Annotated in this window: 23 protein-coding genes and 1 pseudogene; 14 read left to right on the top strand and 10 right to left on the bottom strand. The window is 70.1% G+C overall.

Going from position 1 to position 21,349, the window contains the following annotated elements; all coding sequences use genetic code 11:
* Positions 1 to 16: 16 nt before the first annotated feature.
* The gene (locus tag ACIBF7_RS38885) at positions 17 to 589 is read left to right on the top strand and encodes a DUF5655 domain-containing protein (protein ID WP_271277989.1); all 573 of its coding nucleotides are present in this window, start codon (positions 17 to 19) and stop codon (positions 587 to 589) included.
* 22 nt (positions 590 to 611) lie between these two features.
* On the opposite strand, the gene ACIBF7_RS38880 is transcribed toward ACIBF7_RS38885, so the two are convergent.
* Positions 612 to 1,616: an aromatic ring-hydroxylating dioxygenase subunit alpha gene (locus tag ACIBF7_RS38880; protein WP_148031012.1), complete on the bottom strand. Its 1,005-nt coding sequence runs from the start codon at positions 1,614 to 1,616 to the stop codon at positions 612 to 614.
* A 160-nt stretch (positions 1,617 to 1,776) separates the two neighbouring features.
* Between ACIBF7_RS38880 and ACIBF7_RS38875 the strand changes: the two genes are divergently transcribed.
* The 7 genes from ACIBF7_RS38875 to ACIBF7_RS38845 all read left to right on the top strand — a co-directional run bounded on the left by ACIBF7_RS38875 (position 1,777) and on the right by ACIBF7_RS38845 (position 7,532).
* The gene (locus ACIBF7_RS38875; protein ID WP_271277990.1) at positions 1,777 to 2,220 is read left to right on the top strand and encodes an ester cyclase; all 444 of its coding nucleotides are present in this window, start codon (positions 1,777 to 1,779) and stop codon (positions 2,218 to 2,220) included.
* 13 nt (positions 2,221 to 2,233) lie between these two features.
* Complete coding sequence (locus ACIBF7_RS38870) at positions 2,234 to 2,716, top strand: ester cyclase (protein ID WP_187281108.1); 483 nt, start codon at positions 2,234 to 2,236, stop codon at positions 2,714 to 2,716.
* A gap of 106 nt (positions 2,717 to 2,822) precedes the next feature.
* Positions 2,823 to 3,623, top strand: a complete 801-nt coding sequence (locus tag ACIBF7_RS38865) for a helix-turn-helix domain-containing protein (protein ID WP_148031015.1) — start codon at positions 2,823 to 2,825, stop codon at positions 3,621 to 3,623.
* Positions 3,624 to 3,710: 87 nt separating this feature from the next.
* Positions 3,711 to 4,706, top strand: coding sequence for an aromatic ring-hydroxylating dioxygenase subunit alpha (locus tag ACIBF7_RS38860; RefSeq protein ID WP_219548061.1), 996 nt, complete (start codon positions 3,711 to 3,713; stop codon positions 4,704 to 4,706).
* A gap of 40 nt (positions 4,707 to 4,746) precedes the next feature.
* Positions 4,747 to 5,808, top strand: coding sequence for a methyltransferase (locus tag ACIBF7_RS38855; protein WP_397199348.1), 1,062 nt, complete (start codon positions 4,747 to 4,749; stop codon positions 5,806 to 5,808).
* A complete protein-coding gene (locus tag ACIBF7_RS38850; RefSeq protein ID WP_397199347.1) occupies positions 5,808 to 7,007 on the top strand; it encodes a cytochrome P450 in 1,200 nt (399 codons plus the stop codon). Before ACIBF7_RS38855 ends, ACIBF7_RS38850 begins: the two co-directional genes overlap by 1 nt.
* A gap of 153 nt (positions 7,008 to 7,160) precedes the next feature.
* Positions 7,161 to 7,532, top strand: coding sequence for a helix-turn-helix transcriptional regulator (locus ACIBF7_RS38845; protein ID WP_148031019.1), 372 nt, complete (start codon positions 7,161 to 7,163; stop codon positions 7,530 to 7,532).
* Here ACIBF7_RS38845 and ACIBF7_RS38840 read toward each other — a convergent pair.
* Positions 7,517 to 8,005: an SRPBCC domain-containing protein gene (locus ACIBF7_RS38840; RefSeq protein WP_219548055.1), complete on the bottom strand. Its 489-nt coding sequence runs from the start codon at positions 8,003 to 8,005 to the stop codon at positions 7,517 to 7,519. The two genes, ACIBF7_RS38845 and ACIBF7_RS38840, sit on opposite strands and share 16 nt — an antisense overlap.
* Positions 8,006 to 8,090: 85 nt before the next feature.
* Between ACIBF7_RS38840 and ACIBF7_RS38835 the strand changes: the two genes are divergently transcribed.
* From ACIBF7_RS38835 to ACIBF7_RS38820, 4 genes are all read left to right on the top strand, one after another.
* Entirely contained in the window at positions 8,091 to 8,960 is an 870-nt protein-coding gene (locus ACIBF7_RS38835; protein WP_397199346.1) for an LLM class flavin-dependent oxidoreductase, read from the top strand.
* A 145-nt stretch (positions 8,961 to 9,105) separates the two neighbouring features.
* Positions 9,106 to 9,522: a UBP-type zinc finger domain-containing protein gene (locus tag ACIBF7_RS38830; RefSeq protein ID WP_345482671.1), complete on the top strand. Its 417-nt coding sequence runs from the start codon at positions 9,106 to 9,108 to the stop codon at positions 9,520 to 9,522.
* Positions 9,523 to 9,537: 15 nt separating this feature from the next.
* Positions 9,538 to 10,524, top strand: coding sequence for a fatty acid desaturase (locus ACIBF7_RS38825; protein ID WP_271277997.1), 987 nt, complete (start codon positions 9,538 to 9,540; stop codon positions 10,522 to 10,524).
* A gap of 124 nt (positions 10,525 to 10,648) precedes the next feature.
* Entirely contained in the window at positions 10,649 to 11,596 is a 948-nt protein-coding gene (locus tag ACIBF7_RS38820) for a LysR family transcriptional regulator (protein WP_397199345.1), read from the top strand.
* A gap of 260 nt (positions 11,597 to 11,856) precedes the next feature.
* Here ACIBF7_RS38820 and ACIBF7_RS38815 read toward each other — a convergent pair.
* From ACIBF7_RS38815 to ACIBF7_RS38785, 7 genes and pseudogenes are all read right to left on the bottom strand, one after another.
* Positions 11,857 to 11,937: pseudogene (locus ACIBF7_RS38815) on the bottom strand (hypothetical protein); the annotation flags it as partial.
* A gap of 115 nt (positions 11,938 to 12,052) precedes the next feature.
* Positions 12,053 to 13,528 carry a glycosylase gene (locus ACIBF7_RS38810; RefSeq protein WP_397199344.1) on the bottom strand — a complete coding sequence of 492 codons (1,476 nt, stop codon included), beginning with the start codon at positions 13,526 to 13,528 and terminating at the stop codon, positions 12,053 to 12,055.
* Positions 13,525 to 14,529, bottom strand: coding sequence for a glycosyltransferase (locus ACIBF7_RS38805; protein ID WP_271278000.1), 1,005 nt, complete (start codon positions 14,527 to 14,529; stop codon positions 13,525 to 13,527). The genes ACIBF7_RS38810 and ACIBF7_RS38805 overlap by 4 nt, the downstream gene beginning before the upstream one ends.
* Positions 14,526 to 15,668, bottom strand: a complete 1,143-nt coding sequence (locus ACIBF7_RS38800; RefSeq protein WP_397199343.1) for a glycosyltransferase — start codon at positions 15,666 to 15,668, stop codon at positions 14,526 to 14,528. Before ACIBF7_RS38800 ends, ACIBF7_RS38805 begins: the two co-directional genes overlap by 4 nt.
* 196 nt (positions 15,669 to 15,864) lie before the next feature.
* Positions 15,865 to 16,866, bottom strand: a complete 1,002-nt coding sequence (locus tag ACIBF7_RS38795; RefSeq protein WP_364236737.1) for a glycosyltransferase family 4 protein — start codon at positions 16,864 to 16,866, stop codon at positions 15,865 to 15,867.
* A gap of 180 nt (positions 16,867 to 17,046) precedes the next feature.
* Positions 17,047 to 17,445 carry an STAS domain-containing protein gene (locus tag ACIBF7_RS38790; protein ID WP_271278003.1) on the bottom strand — a complete coding sequence of 133 codons (399 nt, stop codon included), beginning with the start codon at positions 17,443 to 17,445 and terminating at the stop codon, positions 17,047 to 17,049.
* A gap of 153 nt (positions 17,446 to 17,598) precedes the next feature.
* Entirely contained in the window at positions 17,599 to 18,717 is a 1,119-nt protein-coding gene (locus ACIBF7_RS38785; RefSeq protein WP_271278004.1) for an AI-2E family transporter, read from the bottom strand.
* Positions 18,718 to 19,089: 372 nt separating this feature from the next.
* On the opposite strand from ACIBF7_RS38785, the gene ACIBF7_RS38780 reads away from it, so the two are divergent.
* Together ACIBF7_RS38780 and ACIBF7_RS38775 are read left to right on the top strand one after the other, a co-directional pair.
* Positions 19,090 to 19,641 carry a DUF5994 family protein gene (locus tag ACIBF7_RS38780; RefSeq protein ID WP_345482667.1) on the top strand — a complete coding sequence of 184 codons (552 nt, stop codon included), beginning with the start codon at positions 19,090 to 19,092 and terminating at the stop codon, positions 19,639 to 19,641.
* A gap of 469 nt (positions 19,642 to 20,110) precedes the next feature.
* Complete coding sequence (locus ACIBF7_RS38775; RefSeq protein ID WP_271278005.1) at positions 20,111 to 20,857, top strand: hypothetical protein; 747 nt, start codon at positions 20,111 to 20,113, stop codon at positions 20,855 to 20,857.
* 20 nt (positions 20,858 to 20,877) lie between these two features.
* On the opposite strand, the gene ACIBF7_RS38770 is transcribed toward ACIBF7_RS38775, so the two are convergent.
* Positions 20,878 to 21,318: a DUF1801 domain-containing protein gene (locus ACIBF7_RS38770; protein ID WP_364236742.1), complete on the bottom strand. Its 441-nt coding sequence runs from the start codon at positions 21,316 to 21,318 to the stop codon at positions 20,878 to 20,880.
* Positions 21,319 to 21,349: the final 31 nt, after the last annotated feature.

Genomic DNA, 21,349 nt, shown 5'->3' with positions numbered 1-21,349 from the left:
GAAAGGAAACCTGGCCATGGCGCTCTCAGGAGCGGAGATGCTGGTCCGCGTGGCGGCCTCTCTACCCGACAAGACCGGCAAGTCGCTTGAGGAGTGGGTCGCCTCGGTAGGCGAGTCCGGACTCGACCCGCTCGACCAGCGCGCCGTGCGGCAGTGGCTGAAGTCCGAGCACGGGCTGACCAAACCGCAGCAGGAGGCGGTCGCCACAGCCGCGGCCAAGGAAGCCGGCTGGTCCGAGCCCACCGCCGACGATCATCTCGCCGCGCAGTACGACGGATCCAGGCAGGCGCTGAAGCCGATCTACGAAGCGCTGGTGGAGGCGGCCACCGGGCTCGGCGGTGACGTGACCCTGGAGGTGCGCGCCGGCTTCGTCGCGGTGAACCGCAAGCGGCAGTTCGCCGCCATCCAGCCGGCCACCGCCAGCCGGATGGATCTCGGCCTGCGCTTCACCGACCCGCCGGCGGACCAGCGGCTCAAGCAGGCCACGGCGCCGGGCCAGTCCACCCACAAGCTGGGCTTGACCGCCGTCGAACAGGTCGACGACGAGGTCAGGGCGCTGCTGCGGCAGGCGTACGAGCAGAACGCCTGATTCGCGGCCCCGGCACGCCGGGTCACCGCAGATAGTGCCGAGCCGGGTTGGCCCGCGGATACCTGCGCAGGTACGCGAAGAAGTCGGCGAGCGCGGCGTCGCCGCGGGTCAGCAACCCGGGCGTGTAGTGAATCGTCATCAGCACCGGCGCGTCCTCCGCCAGCAGGTTGAACATGAAGGCCTGTGCCTTGGTGAGGAACTCCTCGGCCTTCTCCGCGGGCTCGCCGGGCAGCACGTGGGTGCCCCAGCTGAAGAACGAGGCGGTCGTCCGCGCCCGGGGCGCCGCCATGCCGGTGATCCAGTAGAACCAGCGGCCGTCGAGCGTGCCCTGCTGCCAGAAGATGTTGCTGCCGTGGATCGACGCCCACACGCGGTACTCCTCGCCGCCCGGCATCAGCGCGTGGTAGCGGTAGCCGACGGAGAACTCGTCCCAGGTGACCGACTCGTTGGGGTCCTCGACGAACTTCCCCTCGTGCGGGAGCGCGAAGTGCTGCAGATCCATGGTCTGGGCCGCGACCACCCACGGATCCACCGCGAGCTGCTGGTCGAAGGCCATGGCCCGGGTCGCGACGCGCGCCCCGGGCACGGGCGGGTCCGCACGGGGCAGCTCGAACAGCGGCGCGGAGCCGTTGAACGCCCACACGATGCCGTGGGCCTCGACCGTGGGGAAGCGGAACAACCGCGCCCGCGGATCGACCGGGGTGCCTCCGGCGGAGACGCACCGCCCGTCCATCCCGTACCGCCAGCCGTGGAAGGCGCAGCGGATGGCGTCGCTCTCAAGGCTGCCCACCGCGAGGTCGGCGCCCAGGTGGACGCAGTAGGAGCTGAACACCGCCACCTCACCGGAGGGCCAGCGCACGGCCACCACCCTGCCGCCCAGCAGGTCGGCGCCCACGATGCCGCCGGTCTCGGGCAGGGCGTCGCTCAGGCACACCGGGTGCCAGGTCTGGGTGAACAACCCGTCCTCGCCCTCGGAGGGGATCGGCTCGGAGCGGGGCCGGTGTCGTACGTCGTCCGTGATCGTCATGACGGGTTCCGACCTTCCTGGCGGGGGGAGCTGAATCGCGTTCAGTCTCACCGCCGCCTGACGGCGGGGTCAATCGAGCCCGTCAGAACGACAATCTCGAAGAAACCCGGCATACGTCGATGTGTTTGCCTAAGGAGGTGTCATCCGACTGGGAGGAACCGTGCACGTCGATACGGACCAGCTCGCCGCGAACAAGGCCGTCGTGGGGAAGCTCGTCGACGCGTGGAACGTCCGCGACGTCTCGCAGATGATGCAGTACTGGTCGCCCGACATGGTGCACCACGGGCGGGACGGGGCCATGCCCGCCAGTGAGGTGGGCGGGGAGATGCAGCGTTTCATCGCCGCGTTCCCGGACATCCACATCCACGTCGAGGAGATGATCGCCGAGCGTGACCTCGTCAGCACCCGGCTCACGGTCTCGGCCACCCATTCCGGCCCTTATCTGAACATCGAACCCACCGGCCGGGCCGTCCGCTGCGCCCTGATGGGCCAGCTGCGCATCGTCGGCGGCAAGGTGGTCGAGCACTGGGGGGTCGCCGACACCGTCCATCTCCTGGAGCAGCTCGGGCTCATCGACGGCGAGCTGCTGGAGGCGACCGCATGACCTGGGAGGGCGTGTGAACGACGAACTGGCGACAGTCAAGGCTGAACGGGAAGAGGTCGTCCGGCGTTTCCGCGGGGCCGTCCTCTTCTCCAGGGATCTGTCGGCGATAGAGGAGGTGCTGGCCCCGGAGTTCGTGGACCACTTCGCGCCTCCGTGGGATCCGCCCGGCCGCGACGGCGTCGCGCACCGGTTCGGCCAGGCCGCCGACGCCCTGACCACGACCAAGGTGGAGGTCCTGGTCTCGGTGTGCGAGGGGGAGTTCCTGTCCCAGGCCATCGAGCTGCATTTCGCGCACACCGGCGAGTTCATGGGCATCCCGGCCACGGGCCGGTCCTTCGCGATCGGCGGATCGAACACGTTCCGCTTCGACGGCAGGCAGATCGTGGAGCACTGGGGGGTCTTCGACGTCGCCAAGATCCCGGATCTGCTGCGGGAGACGCACGGCGCCCAGGGCGGCTGGGCGTCGATGTGGCCGGAGCCCTCCAGGCCGGCCTGAACGACGGCCGGGCGGCGTGGACAACCCCGACCCCGTCAGCGGATGCTACTGGGAGCTGGAGGTAAGCGTGCGGATCCGCGGAAGCAGCGCAACGGACAAGCCCGGCATGTCAGACGATCATCGGCTCCGGGCCGTCGAACAGGTCCTCAGCAAGATCCGGCGTGACCTGTCACGCACCCACTCGCTCGACGACCTGGCGCAGACCGCGTGCTTCAGCCCGTTCCACTTCCTGCGCGTGTTCCGCGGCATCACCGCCACCACCCCCGCGCGGTTCCTGGCGGCGCTGCGGATCGCCGAGGCGAAACGGCTGCTCGCCGTCACGAACCTGGACATCACCACGATCTGCATGCAGGTGGGGTACACGAGTCTCGGCACGTTCTCCCACCAGTTCGCGCGGCACGTCGGGGTGTCCCCGCGCAAGTTCCGGCGGCTGATCAGCGAGATGGCCGACCAGTCCTGGGAAGCGGTGCTCGACGCCGCGGCGCCCCCGCCACCGGAGCCGGAGCCGGCCCGGACGCTCCGGGTGCGGCTCAACAACCTGCGGCCGGGCGACTTCGCGCTGATCGGGCTCTTCGAGTCCGGCATCCCCCAGGGCTGGCCGGCGGCCTGCGCCATGGCGCGGGGCACCAGCGAGGCCGATCTGGCGGTCGGACCCGACGGCTCCTACATGGCCCTGGCGATGAGCTTCCCGCCGGACGTCGACGTCGAGGACCTGATGACCAGCGACGTGCCCGGCCTCTGCCTGGTCGGCTCGTACGGGCACATACAGGTCAGAGGCGGGCACGTCACCCAGAGCAGCATCGTCATCGACCTGCGCCCGCGCCGGCCGAGCGATCCCCCCATCGTCTTCGTCTCCCCGCTGCTGGCGGCGCAGGAAAGCCTGCTGGACTCGACGGTCGGCACCTGACGGCCGTTGCGCAGGCTCGAAGAAGTACCGGCGACCGGCCTGACCTAGCGTTTGGGCCACCGCGTTATTCCCCCAGCGGAGGTGACCGTGACCAGTCTCGACGCCCCGGTGCCCCGGCCGACGAGCCCGCACCTTCCCCACGAAGGCGACGACGGACTCTACACACAGAGCTGGTACCCCATCTGCATGGCCGAGGATCTGACGCCGGGCGCGGTCGTCGGCGCGGAGTTCCTGGGCGGGCGCGTGGTGGCGTTCCGCGACCGGTCAGGGCGGCCGTCGGTGCTGTCCGCGTACTGCATGCACCTCGGGGCCGACCTCAGCGTGGGGACGGCCGCCGGCGGGCTGCTGAGATGCCGCTTCCACGGCTGGACCTACGACGAGCAGGGGGTGTGCCGCCGGACCGGCAGCGGCGACGCGGTGCCCGAGGGCGCGCGGCTGTTCAGGTTCCCCACCGAGGAGAGGTTCGGCGTCGTGTGGGCCTTCAACGGCACCGAACCGATCTTCCGGATCCCCGGGCTGCCCTGCCCCGAGGAGGAGATCAGGGCCCGGCGCGGACGCTTCGGGCACCTGGCCATGGAGCCCTGGATGGTCTCGGCCCACACCCTCGACCTGCAGCACCTGTCCCTGCCGCACGGCTTCGACCTGAAGGTGCCGCCCGCCGACACCGTGCGGCGCACCGAGCACAGCCACGGCTACGACCTCGTGGGCTCGCTGCCCGACGGCACCGCGTACGACGTCCGGATCGACATCCACGGCCCCAACCTGTTCCTGCAGACAGGGTTGCTCAACGGGCGCTGGTACTTCTGGATGACCTCGCCCAGCCTGCCCGCTCCCGGCCGGACGGACTCGTTCTTCGTGTACGGGATCCGCAAGGACGGGTCGGAGACTGAGGAAGCCGCGGAAGAAGCGCTGCAGCGGGTGTTCAAGGCGCAGATGCAGTTCTACTCCGATGACTCCGACATCTTCGACACCATCCACTTCCAGCCCGGCCTGCTCACCGCCCGTGACAAGACCCTGGCGATGTTCCTGGACTACATGCGCACCTATCCCCGTGCCAATCCGGCACGCGAGTTCCTCAACTGACCGCCGCGCGCTCCCGAACGGAGTAAAGGTGTCCGATGCCATGCCCGACATCCAGGCCGACGACGCGTTCGGCACCATGCTGGCCCTGACCGACACGGTCGCGCCCTGGGCCGTCCGCGTGGCGGCGACGCTGCGCCTGGCCGACCTGGTCGCGCCCGGCGGCGCCCCTGCTGACGCGATACTCAAAGGACTCGAGGCCGCGGGCGAGAGGGTGGATCAGGAAGCGGTGCGCCGCCTGCTGCGCTACCTCGCGTCCCTGGGTGTCTTCGAGTACGACGCGGCTTCCGAGCTGTACCGCCCGACGCGGCTGTCGGAGCTGATGACGGAGGACAGCCCCGTCAGCATGCGCGACTGGTGGCGCATGGACAGCGCGATGTGCCGGCTCGACCGGACGCCCACCCTCATGATGGAGGCGATCAGGACCGGCGAGCCGGTGTACGAGCGGATCTTCGGCAGGGACGTCTGGGCGGACCTCGCCCAGCACCCGCCGCTGGCGGCGTCGTTCGAGCAGGCGATGGCCCACAAGACCCGCATATCCCTGGACAGCGTCATCGCGGCCGTCGACTGGCGGACCCGCGGAGACGTGGTGGACGTGGGCGGCGGCCATGGGCTGCTGCTGCAGGCCATCCTGAAGATCTCCCCGCAAGCCCGCGGAACGGTGTTCGACACGCCGGCGGGCGTCGCCACGGCACGGGCCCACCTGGCCGGCTCGCCGGTCGCCGGCCGCATCGCCTTCGCCGAGGGGGACTTCTTCGGCCCGTGGCCCGCAGGCGCCGACACCTATGTCCTGATGAACGTGCTGCACAACTGGCCCGACGACCAGGTGGTGCGGTTGCTGCGGCGCGGCGCCGAAGCCCTCGGGCCCACCGGCCGCCTCCTGGTCGTCGAGACGGTCGTCGGCGGCGCGGGCGACCAGCGGAGCCTGGCCCGGCTGGACATGATGATGCTGCTGTTCTGCGGAGGAAAGGAACGCAGCCGCCCGCAGTACGACGAGCTCGCCGCGCGGGCCGGGCTGACCATCACCGGCTCGCACCCGACCTCCTTCGGCCTGGCCATCCTGGAACTGGCCCCGGCCGGGACGACGCCCGCCGGGAGCGCGTGATGGACGAGCGCACCGTGCACCGATTCCCGTTCGGCCCCACCACCGGGCTGGAGCTGGACGGGAAGTACCGCAAGCTGCAGGAATCCGAGCGCGTCGCCCGCGTCCGCATGCCCTTCGGCGGGGACGCGTGGCTGGTCACCGGGTACGAGGACACCAAGTTCGTGCTCTCCGACCCGAGGTTCAGCCGTGCGGTCACCCTGACGATGGACCTGCCCCGGCTGCAGCCGCACATCGTCCAGAACCCCGGCATGATCATGAGCATGGACCCGCCCGACCACACGCGGGTCCGCCAGGTGGCCGCCCGCGCGTTCACGCCCCGCAGGGTGGAGAAGCTGCGGCCGTGGATCGACGAGCAGGTCGACGGCCTGCTCGACCGGATGACCGGGCAGGGGCCGCCCGCGGACCTCGTGCGGGATCTCGCGCTGCCGCTGCCCGTTTCGGTGATCTGCGAGATCCTGGGCGTTCCGTTCGCCGACCGGGAGAAGTTCCGCGACTGGTCGGACATCGTCATGTCGGTCACGGCGTTCACCCCGGACGAGATCCAGGCGGCGTTCCTGAGCCTCACCGAATACCTGCGGTGGCTGGTCGGGCAGCGCCGCGTCGCGCCGGCGGCCGACCTGTTCAGCGTCATGGTACGGGCGCGGGACGTCGAGGCGGTGATGAGCGAGGAGGAGCTGATCACGTTCGGCGTCACCCTGCTCGTGGTCGGTCACGAGACGACCGTCAACGAGATCGCCGACATGATGTTCGTCATGCTCCGCGACGGCCTCTACGCCGAGCTGGCGCGGGGCGATGGTCCGCCGCTGCCCCGCCTCGTCGAGGAGCTGCTGCGCTTCGTCCCGCTGGAGAGCCCCGGCGGATTCGCCCGCGTCGCCACCGAGGACGTCGTCGTCGGCGGAACCCTCATCGCCAAGGGCGAGGCCGTGTACACCCAGCTGTCGGCGGCCAACCGGGACCCGGAGGTCTTCACCGAGCCGGACGAGATCGACGCCGAGGCCGAGCGGGAGCCGCACCTGACGTTCGGGTTCGGCCCGCACCGGTGCATGGGCGCGGCGCTGGCGAAGATGGAGATCGAGGCGGCCGTCGGCGGTCTGCTGCGCAGGGTCCCGGGCCTGCGGCTCGCCGTCGAGCCCGAGGAGATCGTCTGGAAAGCCGACCGGCTGGTGCGAGGGCCCGAGGCGCTCCCGGTGACGTGGTGAGCGGTCCGGCGGGAGGATTCGCCTGGCCCGGCGCGCCCGTCCTGTCCTCGCTCCCGCCGGCCGCATTGACAGGTAGGATAGCGCCTACTGATAATGTAGGCGGGTCGGCGCATACCGGGCCGCCGGCGACAGTGCGATCAAGGGTTGCTCATCATGCCGCGGAGCGGGAAGACGACGACGCCAGACGGCGTCCCCACCCTGCTCGACGACGTGTTCCCGGCGCTGGCCAACCCGGTCAGGCGCCGCATACTCCAGCTCCTGCTCGCCGGGCCGCATTCGGTCAACAACCTCGCGGCGCACTTCGACATGGCCCGCCCGAGTGTGTCGGAGCACCTGAAGGTGCTGCGCGACGCCGGCCTGGTGACCGAGCGGAGAGTGGGCAGGGAACGCCACTACTCGCTGTGCCGGGCGCCTCTGGAGGAGATCTCCAACTGGCTGCACCCGTACGAGGTCTACTGGCAGGACCGGCTGAGGCTCCTGCGCGACACGGTGGTGGAGGAGGAGGCCGATCAGCGGGGGCGGTAGGGGAGCCCTTCGCCGGTCGCGTCCTGCCCGGCCGTGTCGCCGGCGAGGACCGTCTCCAACCGGCTGAACAACCACGAGCGCCAGCCGCCGCCCATGATCCGGCGCGCTCGCTGCTGCAGCTCGTCGTCCGGGTCGAAGCCCTCGTGGTCGAAGAACAGGCGGGTGCCGTGGCCCTCGGCGACCAGCCGCCAGGTCGCCGTGCACCGCGCTCCGCTCGGGCCGTGGTCGTCCCAGCTGATGCGCAGCATCCGCTCGGGCTCGATGGCCAGCACCTGGCAGTGGATCACGCCGTCGAACTTCGTCGTCGGCACGGCCTGCGTCACGATGGTGAACCGGTGGCCGACGACCGGCTGGAAATCCTCCGGCCCCAGCCATTTCGTCACCAGCCGGGGCTCCACGAACGCCCGCCACACGCGGTCGGGAGGGTAGGGCACGAACTCGTCCAGCCTGATCGCGCGGGGGTCGTCCGTCATGTGTGTCAGCTCTCGATCAGCGACTGAAGAACCAGAGCGAGTCTATCGCCGCAGATAAGAAGGCGCACTTGCGAAGGAGACACCGATGAAGATCGGAATAGGGTTGCCGGGTGACGAACCGGACCTCCTGCTCGACTGGGCCCGGCAGGCGGACGCGGGACCGTTCAGCACGCTGGGACTGCTCGACCGCTTCATCTGGCGCAACCCCGAGCCGCTGGTGATGCTGGCGGCCATCGCCGCCGTCACCCGCCGCATCCGCGTCCAGACCGAAGTGCTGATCGGCCCGCTGCGTGACACCGCCCTGCTGGCCAAGCAGGTGGCCACCCTCGATCGGCTCGCACAGGGCAGGTTCACGCTGGGAATGGGGGTCGGCAGCCGGACCGATGACTTCGCCGCGGCCGGAATGCCGCTCAAGGGGCGAGGACGACGGCTCGACGACCAGCTGTCCGAGATGCGCCAGTTGTGGGCCGGCGAGCGCACGGCGGGCGGGCTCGGGCCGGTGGGGCCCGCGCCGCTGACCCCCGGAGGCCCGGAGATCCTTTTCGGCGCGTTCGCGCCGGCCGCGCTGGCCAGGGTGGCCCGGTTCGGCCACGGGCTGCTGTGCGCCGCTCCTCCGCCGTGGGCCGGCGACCTCTTCCGCGCCGTGGACAAGGAGTGGTCCCAGGCCGGTCGGGCCGGGCGCCCGCGCAACGTCGGCCAGCTCAACGTGGCCTTCGGCTCGGCGGAGACCGTGGCCACGGCCAAGGCGGCGATCAGCGAGTGCTACGCGATCGTGGGGGCCTCCCACTGGATGGTCGAGGGCATGCTCACCACGGAGGACCAGATCCGCACGGCGCTGCGCGGCTTCGAGGAACTCGGGGCGGACGAGGTCATCCTCTACTGCTGGTCGCCCGAGGCCGGACAGGTCTCCCGGCTGGCCGGTCTCGTCGACCGCTACGGCGCGGCTCTCACCTGACGGCCGGGCGGCGGCGGGCGGCGGTGGACATCGCCGGATATCCGTGTTTCGTACGTGCCAAGGGGTAGCGCGGCAGACCCGGCGTTCGGGCGCCGTCTCCAAGATCGGACGCTGACCGGGCCGGGACTCGCTATCGCCGTAGCTGATGAGGCTAGCTGGGATTGCGCGTTTCCATCGGTTCGCCGACCGCGTTGACTGGTCACAGACCAGACGGCGCAGCTTGCGTCGCTGTCATCGTGAGGGGGTCGTCATGACCCTGGACGCACGAGAAACGAGCACGCCCGGCCGCATGGGCCTGAACGGCCAGATCCCGCGCTGCGAGCACATCGATCGGTGTCCGGTCGTGGAGCACGGTCCACCCGAGTGCCGGGCGTGCCTGGCACTCGGACAGTCCTGGACATGGTTGCTGGTGTGCCTGAGCTGCGGATGGGTCGCCTGTTCCGACGACTCGCGGGGCGGCCACGCCAAGGCCCACTACCAGGAGACCGACCACCCGGTCGTCGCCGCCCTGGAACCGAGCTCGACCTGGCGTTGGTGCTACGTGCACCGCCGAAACGTATGAACGAGACGAGAGATCATGACGATTTCCGAGCAGGCGGCGGGATGCCGTCAGGACTACGACGGCACCTCGCCGTTCCCCGAGGCGAAAGAGCATGTTCCGGCCGGGTGGGTACATATCGGCCTCACGGCGGCGATCGTGGTCCTGCCGTTCGTCGCGCTGGCCGTCGCGATCTTCCTGGCATGGGGGCAGGGGGTCACGCTCACCGATCTGCTGCTGGCCGCGGTCCTGTACGTGCTGACCGGCCTGGGCGTAACGGTCGGGTTCCATCGGTTGCTCACCCATGCCTCCTTCATCGCCTCGCCGCGGCTGCGGGTGGTGCTGGCGGTCGCCGGGTCGATGGGCTTTCAGGGGAACGTGATCGACTGGGTGGCGGTGCATCGCCGCCATCACGCCTTCACCGACCGGCCGGGGGACCCGCACTCCCCTTACCGGTACGGCTCGGGCCTGCGCGGGCAGCTTCGGGGGCTTGCCCACGCCCACCTGGGCTGGCTGTTCGCCGAGGACCGGACCCCGGCCGAGCGGTACGCCCCGGACCTGCTGGCCGATCTGGCCATGCGACGGGTGGCCCGCGCCTTTCCCGCGCTGTGCGCGCTGTCGCTGGCGCTGCCGTTCCTGGCCGGATGGGCGATCACCGGCACCCTGTACGGTGCCCTGACCGCTTTCCTGTGGGCCGGCCTCATCCGCGTCGCGCTGCTCCAGCACGTCACCTGGAGCGTCAACTCCCTGTGCCACGTCATCGGCGCCAGGCCCTTCAAGACCCGCCGCCACGACCGCTCCTCCAACCTGTGGCCGCTGGCGCTGCTGTCCTTCGGCGAAAGCTGGCACAACGGCCACCACAGCGAGCCAAGCTGCGCCCGCCACGGCCTCGATCGTGGCCAGATCGACCCCTCCGCCACCGTGATCGGCCTGTTCGAGCGGCTCGGCTGGGCGAGCAACGTGCACTGGCCCGATCACGAGCGCACTGAACGCCGTCGCGTCGGCCGGCCGTCACACGGCCGATGATCGATGAATGTCCCAAGGGCGCGCCGGCTTCGCCACCGGTCACGGGCATCCCTCGATTGCTCCGGCACTCCTCACAGGGTTCCGCACCATCACGTGGAGCCTAGAGTGGGAGAGACGGCCCCGCATGGGCACCGTCCGGACGGAAGGGGTGGCCGGCGTGGAGATGCGTCAGCTGCGCTATTTCGTGACACTGGCCGAAGAGCTGCATTTCGGCCGGGCCGCCGCGCGCGAGCACATCGTGCAGTCCGCGCTGAGCCAGCAGATCCAGCGGCTGGAACGCGAGCTCGGCGTGCGCCTCCTGGACCGCAGCACCCACCACGTCGACCTGACCCCGGCGGGCGCGGCCTTCCTCGTCGAGGCGCGCCAGATCCTCGATCACGTGGGCCGGGCCGGGCACGCCGCGCGCAACGCCGTCACGCCGGCGCCCACGCTGCGCGCCGGCATCATCGACGCCGGCTACGACACCATGCCGCAGGTCCTGCGCGAGCTCCAGCACACCCATCCCGACCTCACGATCCACCAGGTCGAGGCCGGCACCCCCGAGCAGTACCGACAACTGTCCGACGGCCGTCTCGACATCGGCATCGGACACGCCTCGCAGGTCCCGGCCGAGGTGACCTCCAAGCTGATCAGGCTCGACCCGCTCGGCGTGCTGGTGCCCGACGGCCATCGCTTCGCCGAGCTCGACGGTGTCCCCGTCGCCGCCCTCGCCGACGAACCCCTGCTGGTCGGCGAGGAATCACAGACCCCTGAGCTCAACCGGTTCGTCATCACGCTGTGCCGCTCGGCCGGGTTCGCGCCCACCATCTACGAGGGCACCGTGCAGAGCAGCCGCGCCGCCGCCGACCTCGTCCTGCAGCACCGCTGCCTGCACTGCGTCCCCTCCTCGTTCCGCACCTCCAACCGGCCGGGCACCACCTGGCGGCCCCTGACCGAACCCACCACGCACTACCCCTGGTCCCTGCTGTGGCATCAGGACAACCCGTCCCCGCACATCGCCACCGTCATCGACAGCGCCCAGCACCTGGCCGAGCGGCTCGGCTGGCTCGAACCGGTCAGCCCCGCCATGTGACCTGAGCCCGGCGGAGAGAGCCCGCGCGCCTACGGAAGTGACTGCTGATGCCGGCAGGGTTCTTGCGCGACCTTGATGGCCTTCGTCAGTGCGGCGATCAGCGGGATGATCGCGGCGCCGGGGCTTCAGGCGCGAGTCTCACACGGGCGCCGCCGCGTCCTGACGCAGGTCGCTGGGGGCGTCCTCGCTGGTGAAGACCAGCCCGAGGCCGTCGACGGAGACCTTGACGATCGGCCGGACGGAGCTCGCCGTAGAGGAGCCGAGTCTTCCAGCTCGCGCTGGATCGTACGGCGCAGCGGCCGGGCGCCCATGACCGGGTCGTAGCCGCGGCCGGCCATCAGCGCGCCGTCGGTGATCGAGACGGCGTGGTGGGCGTCTGCGGCTCGCCGCGGGCCGGCATCGGCTTGAGGATGCCGGCGCGTCGATCGCCCCCTATTCAGCCACCGGCCGAACGCGTCAGCGCGGTGGACGCATCGCCCCGATGAGAGAGGCGACCGGCACGCGAGCGAATCCGATGCGCGTGTCGCTCGCTCCGTAGGCCAGCCACACGGCGTCGTCATGCAGCAGGCCGCCGCAGGAATATACGACGTTGGGCACGTAGCCGTCACGTTCGCCGTCGCCGGAGGCGAGAAGCGCGCCGGGGAGCTCGGCGATGACCCGATGCGGCTCGTCGGAGTCGAGCAGGAAGGCGCCCATGGCGTAGTCGCGCATGGGGCCGACGCCATGCATCAGAACGAGCCAGCCGAACCCGGTCTCGATGGGGGATCCGCAGTTGCCCACCTGGATCAGTTCCCAGCCGCGGCGGGGGACGTACAGAGGTACCGGCCGTTGCCATCTGTTGTGCCCGTCGAGGGTCGTGAGACCGATGGTCTCGCCGTCCGAACGGCACAGCGCCAGGCTGCGCTCCCCGACCGATCGCGGGAACAACGCCATGCCCTTGTTGACGGCGGCGGGGCCGCGCATGGGGGTGAATGTGAAATGCCGCAGATCATCGCTTTCGATCAGGTGGGAACGGATGTGCCGCCCGTCGTACGCGGTGTAGGTCGCGCGATACGACGGCCGGCCGTCATCGCCGACGACCTGGACGAACCTGGCGTCCTCCATGCCGTTGCTCTCGGCCGCGGTCCCCGGCCAGAGCACCCGCCGGTGGAGGGGGAGATCGGCGGGGAAAGCCACGGCGGAGTCGGGGCGCGTCGCGCGGCGCATCTCCTCCACGGTCCGCTGGGTGGTGGTACGAGTGAGCAGGTCGACCGGCAACTGGCCGAGCACCTGCTCGAAATCGTCGTCGTCGAAGCGTTCCGGCAGGGACGCCAGCATGGTGGCGGTCACCTCGTTGTCCCAGGCTTCGTCGGAGAGCCCCGCGGCGAGCAGGTCCCGCCGATGGTGGGTCCGGTGCCGGCGCCCGATGGACAGGGTCCCGGAGCGATCGGAGACGATCAGGTCCGAGCCGGGGCCGAGCAGCGCCGTGGTGAAGCCGATGGAGGACAGGTGGCCTTCGCCGATCTGCCGCAGACTGATCACCACGCGGAGCTGTCCAGGGCGCAGACCGGACTGGTCGGGATGGGGGACCATCGAGGGATTGCACACCGCCGCGGCCTCCACGGCGTACTCGTGGCTGAAGTAGGCGCCCACGAGGAGGCGGGCCCGCGGGGACAGGTCGACGTCGCGCGGGACGCGATGGCGGACCAGGTCGTGGTGATGGGCGAACGTCGCTTCGAGGTCGTGGTGCCGACCGCCGAATCGCCGCAGTGTCATCTGAAGCATCTCGGTCGTCTCGTCGTCGTCAAGAAGCATGACGCGGTCGATCAGGGCTGCGGCCCGGGTACGGGTGAGCGCGGCGTCCTCGCCGGGCACGAAGAATTTGATGATCACTCTTCGCGGGTCGGGAGTGAGCGTCGGGCCGAGCCGTGTGGCGAGGTCTCCGCTGGTCATGGGAGCCGCCTGGCATGCTGCATGGTGGAGATCAGCGCGATGGTCGACTCCGCGCCCTGGTTGAGGTTCGGGCCGTGCTCGGTCAGGCCGTCGTAGCCTCCGCCGGTCGCCGGATCCCACATGAGAGCATCGGCGTCGTTGGCGCCCTGGAACCACGCCACCGACCGCCGTACCCTCTCCTGCCACGCCTGGTCGCCGCTCACGCGGGCAGCGGTGGCACAGGCGTCGGCGAGTGCCGCCACCTCGATCGGCTGCTGGTCGAAGCGGGGTCGCGGCGCGTCCAGGCGCCAGCCGGCGGCGGGCACGACCGCGAGCCGGCCGTGCCTCGTCTGGACATCCCACAGCCAGGTGAGCATGCGCAGGCCGGTGGCGAGCCGTAGCCGGTCGTCGCTCAGCTCGCCGACGGCGATGAGCACCTCGGCGAGAGCGGCGTTGGCGTAGGTCAGGCGCGGCTGCGGCCACGGCCAGGAGGGGTTCTCCGAGGGAGCGCCGATCGCCTCCGCGGCGTCCATCAGCAGGCCGGCGGCCACGCTGCTGTCCGAGTCGGCCCGCAGGACCTCGGCAGCGCCGAGCCCGGCGAAGGCCATCGCGCGCGGATGCGGGGAGCGCTGTTCGGCGCCGGCAGTGAAGGCGAGCAGCGCTTCGTCCCGGATCCACGGGACAGGGCTGCGGGCCGCCGCGGTGCCCAGACCCCACATCGCCCGTCCCCACCAGTCGCCGACGCCCGGCTGGTCGTCCCAGCGCCGGTCGAAGGAGAGCCGGTTGTGGAACGCCCCGGAACGGTCCTGAGCGTGCGTGAGGAAGGCCAGGTAGCTCTCCGCCAGCCGGGTCAGCCGGTGGGCGGGGCGCGGTTCGCGGGTGGCGACGACCAGCCCGCGGGCGACGTCGTCGGTGCAGTAGCCATGTTGGCGGCGGACGAGGGCGTGCCGGGCATGCTCGAACAGACCGGTGTCGTCGCTGAGCCGGATCAGGTGCCTGAAGCCGGGGGTGGCGGTGCTCACGGCAGCACCGCGACCGCTGTGGCCGGCCGCTCGGCGACGAGCGAGCGGACGAGGTCGTCGTACCGGGCCGCGACCGCGGGCCACAGCAGGGTCGGGATCAGGGCGCGGGTACGCCTGGTGAGACTGTCGGCCAGCCCCGGCTGGATGAGGACCCTGCGTATGGCGGAGGCGAGCCCGGTGGGGTCACCGTGTGGGACGAGGAGTCCTGGGCCGCCGGTGAGCAGTTCCACGGCATGCGGGAAAGAGGTGGCGACGACCGGCACGCCCGCGGCCACGGCCTCGATGAGGACACCGGAGGTGACCTGCTCCGCGGAGTCGTAGGGCAGGACGACCACGTCCGCTGAGCGGACCAGCCGGCTCAGCGAGTCCTGATCTCGATAGAGAGCATCATGTCGGACGTCCGAAGACACCCCGAGCCGGGCGGCGAGCTCATGGAGCTCGTCACGATAGGCCTCGCCCTGCTGCTCCAGCACTTTGGGGTGGGTCTTCCCGGCGATAGTGTAGATCGGCGACGGGTCGAGGCCCCTCAGAAGCGCGAGCGCGCGCAACGCCCACTCGATGCCTTTGCCCGGCCCGAGCAGTCCCCAGGTGAGCAGGTGCGGACGGGGTCGGAACTGGGCCGGGACCCGCATGTGGTCGGCGGCTCCGTGCGGGATGACGAACACCTTGCCGGTGTCGACCCGGTAGCCGGCGGCCAACCGGTCACGCGCGGTGCCGGTCATGGTCACGATCGCGCCGGCGGCGGCTCCGATCTCCTCGAGCAGGGCCTTCTGCCGCGGAGTGGGTCTGGTCAGGACGGTGTGCAGGACCACGATGCTCGGCACGGTGAGGCGACGGAGCAGCGGCAGGACGTCCTGGCCGTCCGGACCGGGGTAGATGCCGTACTCGTGTTGGACGATGGCCACGTCGAATCTCTCCAGAGCGGTGGCCGCCGCCTTCCAGCCGCCGGGTCCGCCCGGGGTCCAGGTGTGCACGACCCCGGGCTGCGGTCGTTCGTCGTCGCCTGCCGCGGTGACACGGACGATGCCGCCGAGCAGCTCACCGCCGCTGGTGAGATGGGCGGCCAGGGCGGAGTTGAAGGTCGCCAGCCCGCACTGGGTGGGCGGATGGGTGCTGAGAAAGCCGTATGTGAAGGCCAACTGCCATGCCTTTCGGTCACTCGGCCCGCACCAGAGCGGACGCCGATGCGGCTCGATCGGTGAAGACGGCTACCCCCGTCTGCCTGTGTGGTGGAACCTTGGAGCCTTCACCGGGGGCCCGCCCACATACGGGGGCCCGGCTGCCGAGACCCTCAGCCGATGGCCTGGTCTTCGTACACCTGACAATGTTCTTCGCTCAACCTTCCCCCAGCATCTCGCGGTAGACACCCAAGTAGCCCGCCACCATCCGATCGGCGCTGAACCTGAGTTCGGCCCGCGCGCGGCAGCCCGCGCGATCGACCGTGGTGACGCGGGTCAGGGCGGTGACCGCCTCGTCGAGGGAGTCCACCAGGAAACCCGTCACCCCCTGGTCCACGACTTCGGTCATCGATCCGCGCCGGTAGGCGACGACGGGCGTGCCGCAGGCCATCGACTCGACCACCGACAGGCCGAAGGGCTCGTCGAACGCGATGGGATGCAGCAGGGCGGCGGCGCCGCCGAGGATCTCGCCACGCTGCGCGGGTCCCACCGATCCGAGGAACCTGACCTGCCTTCCGTCGACCTCCGGAGCGACCCGCTTCTCGAAGTACTGCTCGTCCTGGACGATCCCGCAGATGGTCAGCGGCATGCCGGCCCGCCGGGCGATTTCGATGGCGGTGTGCGTCCCCTTGTCGGGATGGATGCGGCCGAACGCGATCAGCCGCCGGCCGCCCACCGGATCGAAGGGAAACGCGTCGAAATCGATGCCGTGGTGCACCGTGGCGACGTAGTCCAGTTCGGGGGCACGGTCCGCGTCCGAGATGGACACGTAGGTGGACCGGGCATGGGCGTAGGCCGGGAGTATCCCCTTTCCGGAGAATCCGTGAACCGTGGTGAGCAACGGAGCCCGGCAATGATCGGCGAAGGCCAGCGGCAGCCAGTCGAGATGGTTGTGGACGAGATCGAACTCATGCGAACGGCTCAACGCGTGCGCGACATGCATCGCCTCCCACACCCGCCCGTCGAGCGATCGATCGTCGGCGTACCCGCGCGGGCAGACCCCGTCCAGGGATCCAGAAGTGACGGAGTCCAGCGTGGCGAAGAGCGTCACGTCGACACCGGCGGCGGCGAGGCCCTCGGCGAGCAGGCTCGTGACCTGCTCCCACGGGCCGTAATGACGCGGAGGCGTACGCCAGGCGACCGGTCCCAGCAGCGCCACTCTCACGAGACGGTGGCTGGGGTCCGCCGCACCGGAACACGATCGTCTGACATGGACGCCATCACTCCTTCGGGTTCACATTCAAGTCCGGTCCTCCCTTCCGGACAATCGTGAAAGAGAGAAGAGCTCATCTCGTACCGTGATCACCAGAAGGTGGTCACCGGCACATCGGCGAGGCGTCTATCGGGCCCGTGCCCGGCGCGGGCGGGCCGGGCAGCGGCGCGACGGCACCTGCAGGCGAAAGCCGGTCGTCCGGGGCCGGCCGGTGAGCTCGAGCAGGCGTCGTACCTGCGGGGAGGGCGACCGCAAGGTCAGGGTGTGGCCGCTCCGGAGACCGGCCGCGGCGGTGACCAGGGCGCGTAACCCGCCGACGTCGCAGAACACCAGGCCACTGAGATCGACCGAGAAGCTGCCGCGGCTCGCCATCGAGTCCAGCGCGGAGGACAGGGCGGGCAGCGTGGCGCGGTCGAGTTCGCCCTCGATCCGCAGGCCCACGTGATCGGCGAGCGGCGTGATCCGTAAAAGTCGGCCGACAGCCGTGCTGGGTGAGAGCTCGCCGGCCGGGTCTGCGGTGTTCATGCTGGCTCCTGCCGGCGGGGGTACGGGAAACCTGGCTGAGAGAACGGTCAGGTGTGGTGATGTGATCGTCCAACAGCCCCGGCCAGGCGGAAAGCAGCAATCCGCGCCCTGCTCATCTCCAGGTGAGAACACCGGCCGAGCGGACGATCGCCCTCAGTCCTTCCCGGGAGGCACGGGTTGGGTCGGTGGTTTCGGAGACGGCGGGAGGGGGATCGGATCTTCCTTGAAGAGCTCGGGCACGGCCCTGTAGAGGATGGCCGTGATCGGCACGGCCACGACCGCGCCCGCGATCCCGGCCAGGATGCCGCCGACGGCCAGCACGATGATGATCGCCAGCGGGTGGAAGTGCAGCACCCGGCCGACGATCAGCGGCTGGAGCACGTGGTTCTCCAGTTGCTGCTCGACGATCAGGATGCCGATGAAGATCAGCGCGTAGATCGGGCCTTTGGCGCCGAGCGTGACCAGCGTCGCGACCGCGCCGGCGAAGAGGATGCCGACGATCGGGATGAAGCTGGCCAGGAAGATCAGCACGGCGAGCGCCGCCCAGAGCGGGACGCCCATGATGGCCAGCACCAGGCCCATGAGCACGCCGTGCACCGCGGCCACGGCCACCGTGCCCTGCACGTAGTGGGACAGCGTGGCCCAGGCGGTCCGCCCGGCGCGGTCGACCCGCGGCGCCATCCGGCCGAACCCCTTGAGGAACCAGGACCAGATCTGGTCACCGTCCTTGAGCAGGAAGAACGTCACGAACAGCAGGAGCACGATCGAGGCCAGCACTTCCACCACCACCACGGTGCCGGCGAGAACCGTCGTGGTGATCTGCTGCTGCCGCTCGCTGATCAGCTTGGCGATCTCGTCCACCAAGCCGCTGAGCTGGATGGGCTCCAGTCCCAGAGGGCCGGTGTAGAGCCACTCCTCCACCGACTTCGCCGTCTGCCTGACCTGTGTCACCAGCCCGGGGAACTCCTGGTTGGCCCGGACGCCGATGATCCAGCCCGTCCCGCTCAGCACCGCGAACGCGACGATCATGGTGATCCAGGTGGCGTAGATCGACCGCAGGCCCGACATCCGCAGTTGCCGGGTGAGCGGGAAGAGCAGCGCGGTCAGGAGCAGCGCGATCGCCACGGGCAGGGCGATGAGGCGCATCGTCGCCACGAAGCCGAACACATAGTTGGCCACGATGCCGATGACGATCAGACACGCGCACCACGCGGCCATCCTGGCCAAGGTCGGAGGGACTAACCGCAGCAGGCGTTCCTGGCGTGAATCCATGCATGGAGACTTCCCCACCGGGGGGAGACAGGCGCGCTTCCCAGCTTCGATCCGGGAATTTTGCAGAGTGAATAGCTCCACCCGGCCGCCTGAAGATCGCAATGCTTGTCGTCCTGGCTGGGTCTCTACGCCGAAGGCGTGTCACGATGTCGACTGATCCGGCTGCGATCGAGTGGCCGCATCTGTGGGCTCGGCTGCCGTGGATGGGGGCACGCCGTGTGAGGGGCCGCTGCGCCTGCCCCGCCCCGCTGAAGAGGTCATGAGGTAGTGTGGAGACACCGAGGACATTTCGAGCGTCGGCATTCAGGTCTGCGTCGCCCCCGGCGAACCAATACCGGCCCCTTCACCAGGGCCTGGACAGGTCAGCCGACCATGATGCCGACACTGACTCCTCAATCCGCACCCCTCAGCACCGCCTCCTCCGCGATCCCTCGCTTCGATTCCGCGCTACGACTCAGCCTTCACCCCGTGCTGGATCGCCGAGCCGTCGTGGACGGAGCCTGGTGGCCCCACTCCCGCGACGCCGCCGCCGAACTGCCCGAACTCATCGCCGCCGCCGACCAGCGACTGGGCCGGACCACGCTGAGGATAGGCCTGCACCATGACGCCTGGCAGGGCATTCCACGCCGCATCCTCGCCCGTGGGCGGCAGGTCCGCGTCGGCTGGTTCCGCCACACCGACCCGCGGGTGATCACTCTTGTCCTCGCCGCCGGCGAGCCGATCGTCCTGCTGATCATCCCGCCCGACACCGCCCCCGACGCCGCCGAGACCACGCTCAAGCTCACCGCCCGGGACATCGCCGGCCTGACCACCGACGACATTCTCACCCGGGCGGGCCCGCCACCCGATCCCGCGTTCCGCGCGGGGACCGGCGACAGCCCCGCTCGCTGGGAGAACGAGGGCGGATCGGTCATCGCACAGTAGGCGACAGCCGCAGACGATCGAGCCTCAGCCCTGGCGTGAGGTCACCCACGTGCCGCCTGCCGGCCGGATTGAGCGGCTCAGGCACCGCCCCTCGTGGCGGCGGGCCGATCTCCGGCCGGCAGGCATCTCATCGCATCGCGGCTTCTCCGGCAAGGAGACTCTCCATGACCACCCCCCGCACCGGCTCTCCTGCACGTCCGCCCACGCTCCTCTCGTCCGGCAGGAGAAGATCCGTCCGCCCTGGAGCAAGGGACAGAGTGGTGGCGACCCCGCCGATCCGGGAGGTCCACCCGAACAATCGCACGGCGTCCCATGTCTCACCGCAGTCCGACTGAGAGGGGGGATCGACCGGTTCGACGTGTTCGCGGGGGCGAGGGGTGTCCGTGAGAGACCTGACGGCGCGGGCCGTTGCCCTTCCGATCGTCCACCGATCCTCGGCCGTGATCCGCCCGCGGCAAGATCACCGATCGTGAAGAAGACCACGATCACCGCACTGGTGGCCTGCGGCTGCCTGCTGGCGGCGGGCGCGCCCGCTCAGGCCGCCCCCAAGGACCCCGTACGCGCGCTCAAGAGCAAGCTCACCGCCGGCCACGGCGTGCGGTTCACCGAGACGACCACGCTCTCCGGCGGCGGCAAGAAGAAGATCCAGAGCCGCAAGGGGACCTTCCAGTTCAACGCCAAGGGCGTGGCGGCCTCCGACATCACCGCGACCTCCCCGACCCGCCCCCGCGAGCGTACGATCAGCGTCGGCAAGGTCAGCTACACCTCGGGCGGCATGTGGGAAGGCCGCTTCCCGGAGGGCAAGACCTGGCTCAAGGGCAACGCCATCCTCGGCGGCGGCAGCGGCTTCTACGGGCAGGTCATCAACCCGGCCGAGCCGAAGACCCTCGCGGCGCTGGTCAAGAAGGGCAGACTGCGCGGGAGCAGCCTCACCGGGAAGATCACCTTCAAGGAGCTGGAGAAGGTGTCACGCTGGTTCGACGCGTCGATCCCGCTGCGCATGCACAACGACACGAAGGTCTCCTACACGCTCACGCTGACCTCGGCCGGGCTCGTGAGCAGGGTGAAGTCGTCGTACGCGGCCACGGGCGTGTTCGACACCAACCAGCACGAAGGCAAGACGATCGTGATCGACAGCCGCTTCACCGGGTGGGGCGCCAAGGTGTCCATCAAGGCGCCCGATCCCGGGAAGGTGACCACCGACATCGGAGACTGACCGTCCCCGTGCGCCGGGCCTCAGCTCGCCGCCTGCTTCACCAGTGCGCTGATCCGCGCCTCGACCTCGGGCGTCACCTCGGTCAGGGCGAACGCGACCGGCCACATGGGGCCGTCGTCCAGGTTCGCCCGGTCGCTGAACCCGAGCGTCGCGTAGCGGGTCTTGAACTTCCCCGAGGGCTGGAAGTGGCAGACGATCTTGCCGTCCAGCGCGTAGGCGGGCATGCCGTACCAGAGCCTCGGCGCCAGGGCCGGAGCGCCGGCCATGACGGCGGCGTGCACGCGCTCGGCCATGATCCGGTCCTGGTCCGGCATCTCGGCGATCTTGGCGAGAACGTCTCGCGCCGCTTCCGCCGCCTTGTCCGCGCGCGTGCCGCGCCGTGCCGCCTTCTTCCGCTCGGTGGCGTGCTCCTTCATCGCGGCCCGCTCCTCGGCCGTGAATCCCTCGTACGTGCTGCTCATGACAGGACCTCTCTTTCGAATCTTTCGAAGA

The organism is Nonomuraea sp. NPDC050478, from assembly GCF_044458265.1.
GTDB classification, from domain to species: domain Bacteria; phylum Actinomycetota; class Actinomycetes; order Streptosporangiales; family Streptosporangiaceae; genus Nonomuraea; species Nonomuraea ferruginea.
The sequence above is the reverse complement of the archived record's forward strand: the minus strand, read 5'-3'. Positions and strand labels throughout refer to the sequence as shown.

Excerpts from the sequence above, each read along its gene's own strand:
- ACIBF7_RS38810 (WP_397199344.1), bottom strand. The coding sequence starts at position 13,528 with ATGACCAGCGGAGACCTCGCCACACGGCTCGGCCCGACGCTCACTCCC.
- ACIBF7_RS38770 (WP_364236742.1), bottom strand. The coding sequence starts at position 21,318 with ATGAGCAGCACGTACGAGGGATTCACGGCCGAGGAGCGGGCCGCGATG.
- ACIBF7_RS38840 (WP_219548055.1), bottom strand. The coding sequence starts at position 8,005 with ATGACGGACGACCCCCGCGCGATCAGGCTGGACGAGTTCGTGCCCTAC.
- ACIBF7_RS38855 (WP_397199348.1), top strand. The coding sequence starts at position 4,747 with ATGCCCGACATCCAGGCCGACGACGCGTTCGGCACCATGCTGGCCCTG.
- ACIBF7_RS38780 (WP_345482667.1), top strand. The coding sequence starts at position 19,090 with ATGATGCCGACACTGACTCCTCAATCCGCACCCCTCAGCACCGCCTCC.
- ACIBF7_RS38835 (WP_397199346.1), top strand. The coding sequence starts at position 8,091 with ATGAAGATCGGAATAGGGTTGCCGGGTGACGAACCGGACCTCCTGCTC.
- ACIBF7_RS38785 (WP_271278004.1), bottom strand. The coding sequence starts at position 18,717 with ATGGATTCACGCCAGGAACGCCTGCTGCGGTTAGTCCCTCCGACCTTG.
- ACIBF7_RS38865 (WP_148031015.1), top strand. The coding sequence starts at position 2,823 with ATGTCAGACGATCATCGGCTCCGGGCCGTCGAACAGGTCCTCAGCAAG.
- ACIBF7_RS38845 (WP_148031019.1), top strand. The coding sequence starts at position 7,161 with ATGCCGCGGAGCGGGAAGACGACGACGCCAGACGGCGTCCCCACCCTG.
- ACIBF7_RS38830 (WP_345482671.1), top strand. The coding sequence starts at position 9,106 with ATGAGGCTAGCTGGGATTGCGCGTTTCCATCGGTTCGCCGACCGCGTT.
- ACIBF7_RS38850 (WP_397199347.1), top strand. The coding sequence starts at position 5,808 with ATGGACGAGCGCACCGTGCACCGATTCCCGTTCGGCCCCACCACCGGG.
- ACIBF7_RS38825 (WP_271277997.1), top strand. The coding sequence starts at position 9,538 with ATGACGATTTCCGAGCAGGCGGCGGGATGCCGTCAGGACTACGACGGC.
- ACIBF7_RS38790 (WP_271278003.1), bottom strand. The coding sequence starts at position 17,445 with ATGAACACCGCAGACCCGGCCGGCGAGCTCTCACCCAGCACGGCTGTC.
- ACIBF7_RS38820 (WP_397199345.1), top strand. The coding sequence starts at position 10,649 with ATGGGCACCGTCCGGACGGAAGGGGTGGCCGGCGTGGAGATGCGTCAG.
- ACIBF7_RS38880 (WP_148031012.1), bottom strand. The coding sequence starts at position 1,616 with ATGACGATCACGGACGACGTACGACACCGGCCCCGCTCCGAGCCGATC.
- ACIBF7_RS38885 (WP_271277989.1), top strand. The coding sequence starts at position 17 with ATGGCGCTCTCAGGAGCGGAGATGCTGGTCCGCGTGGCGGCCTCTCTA.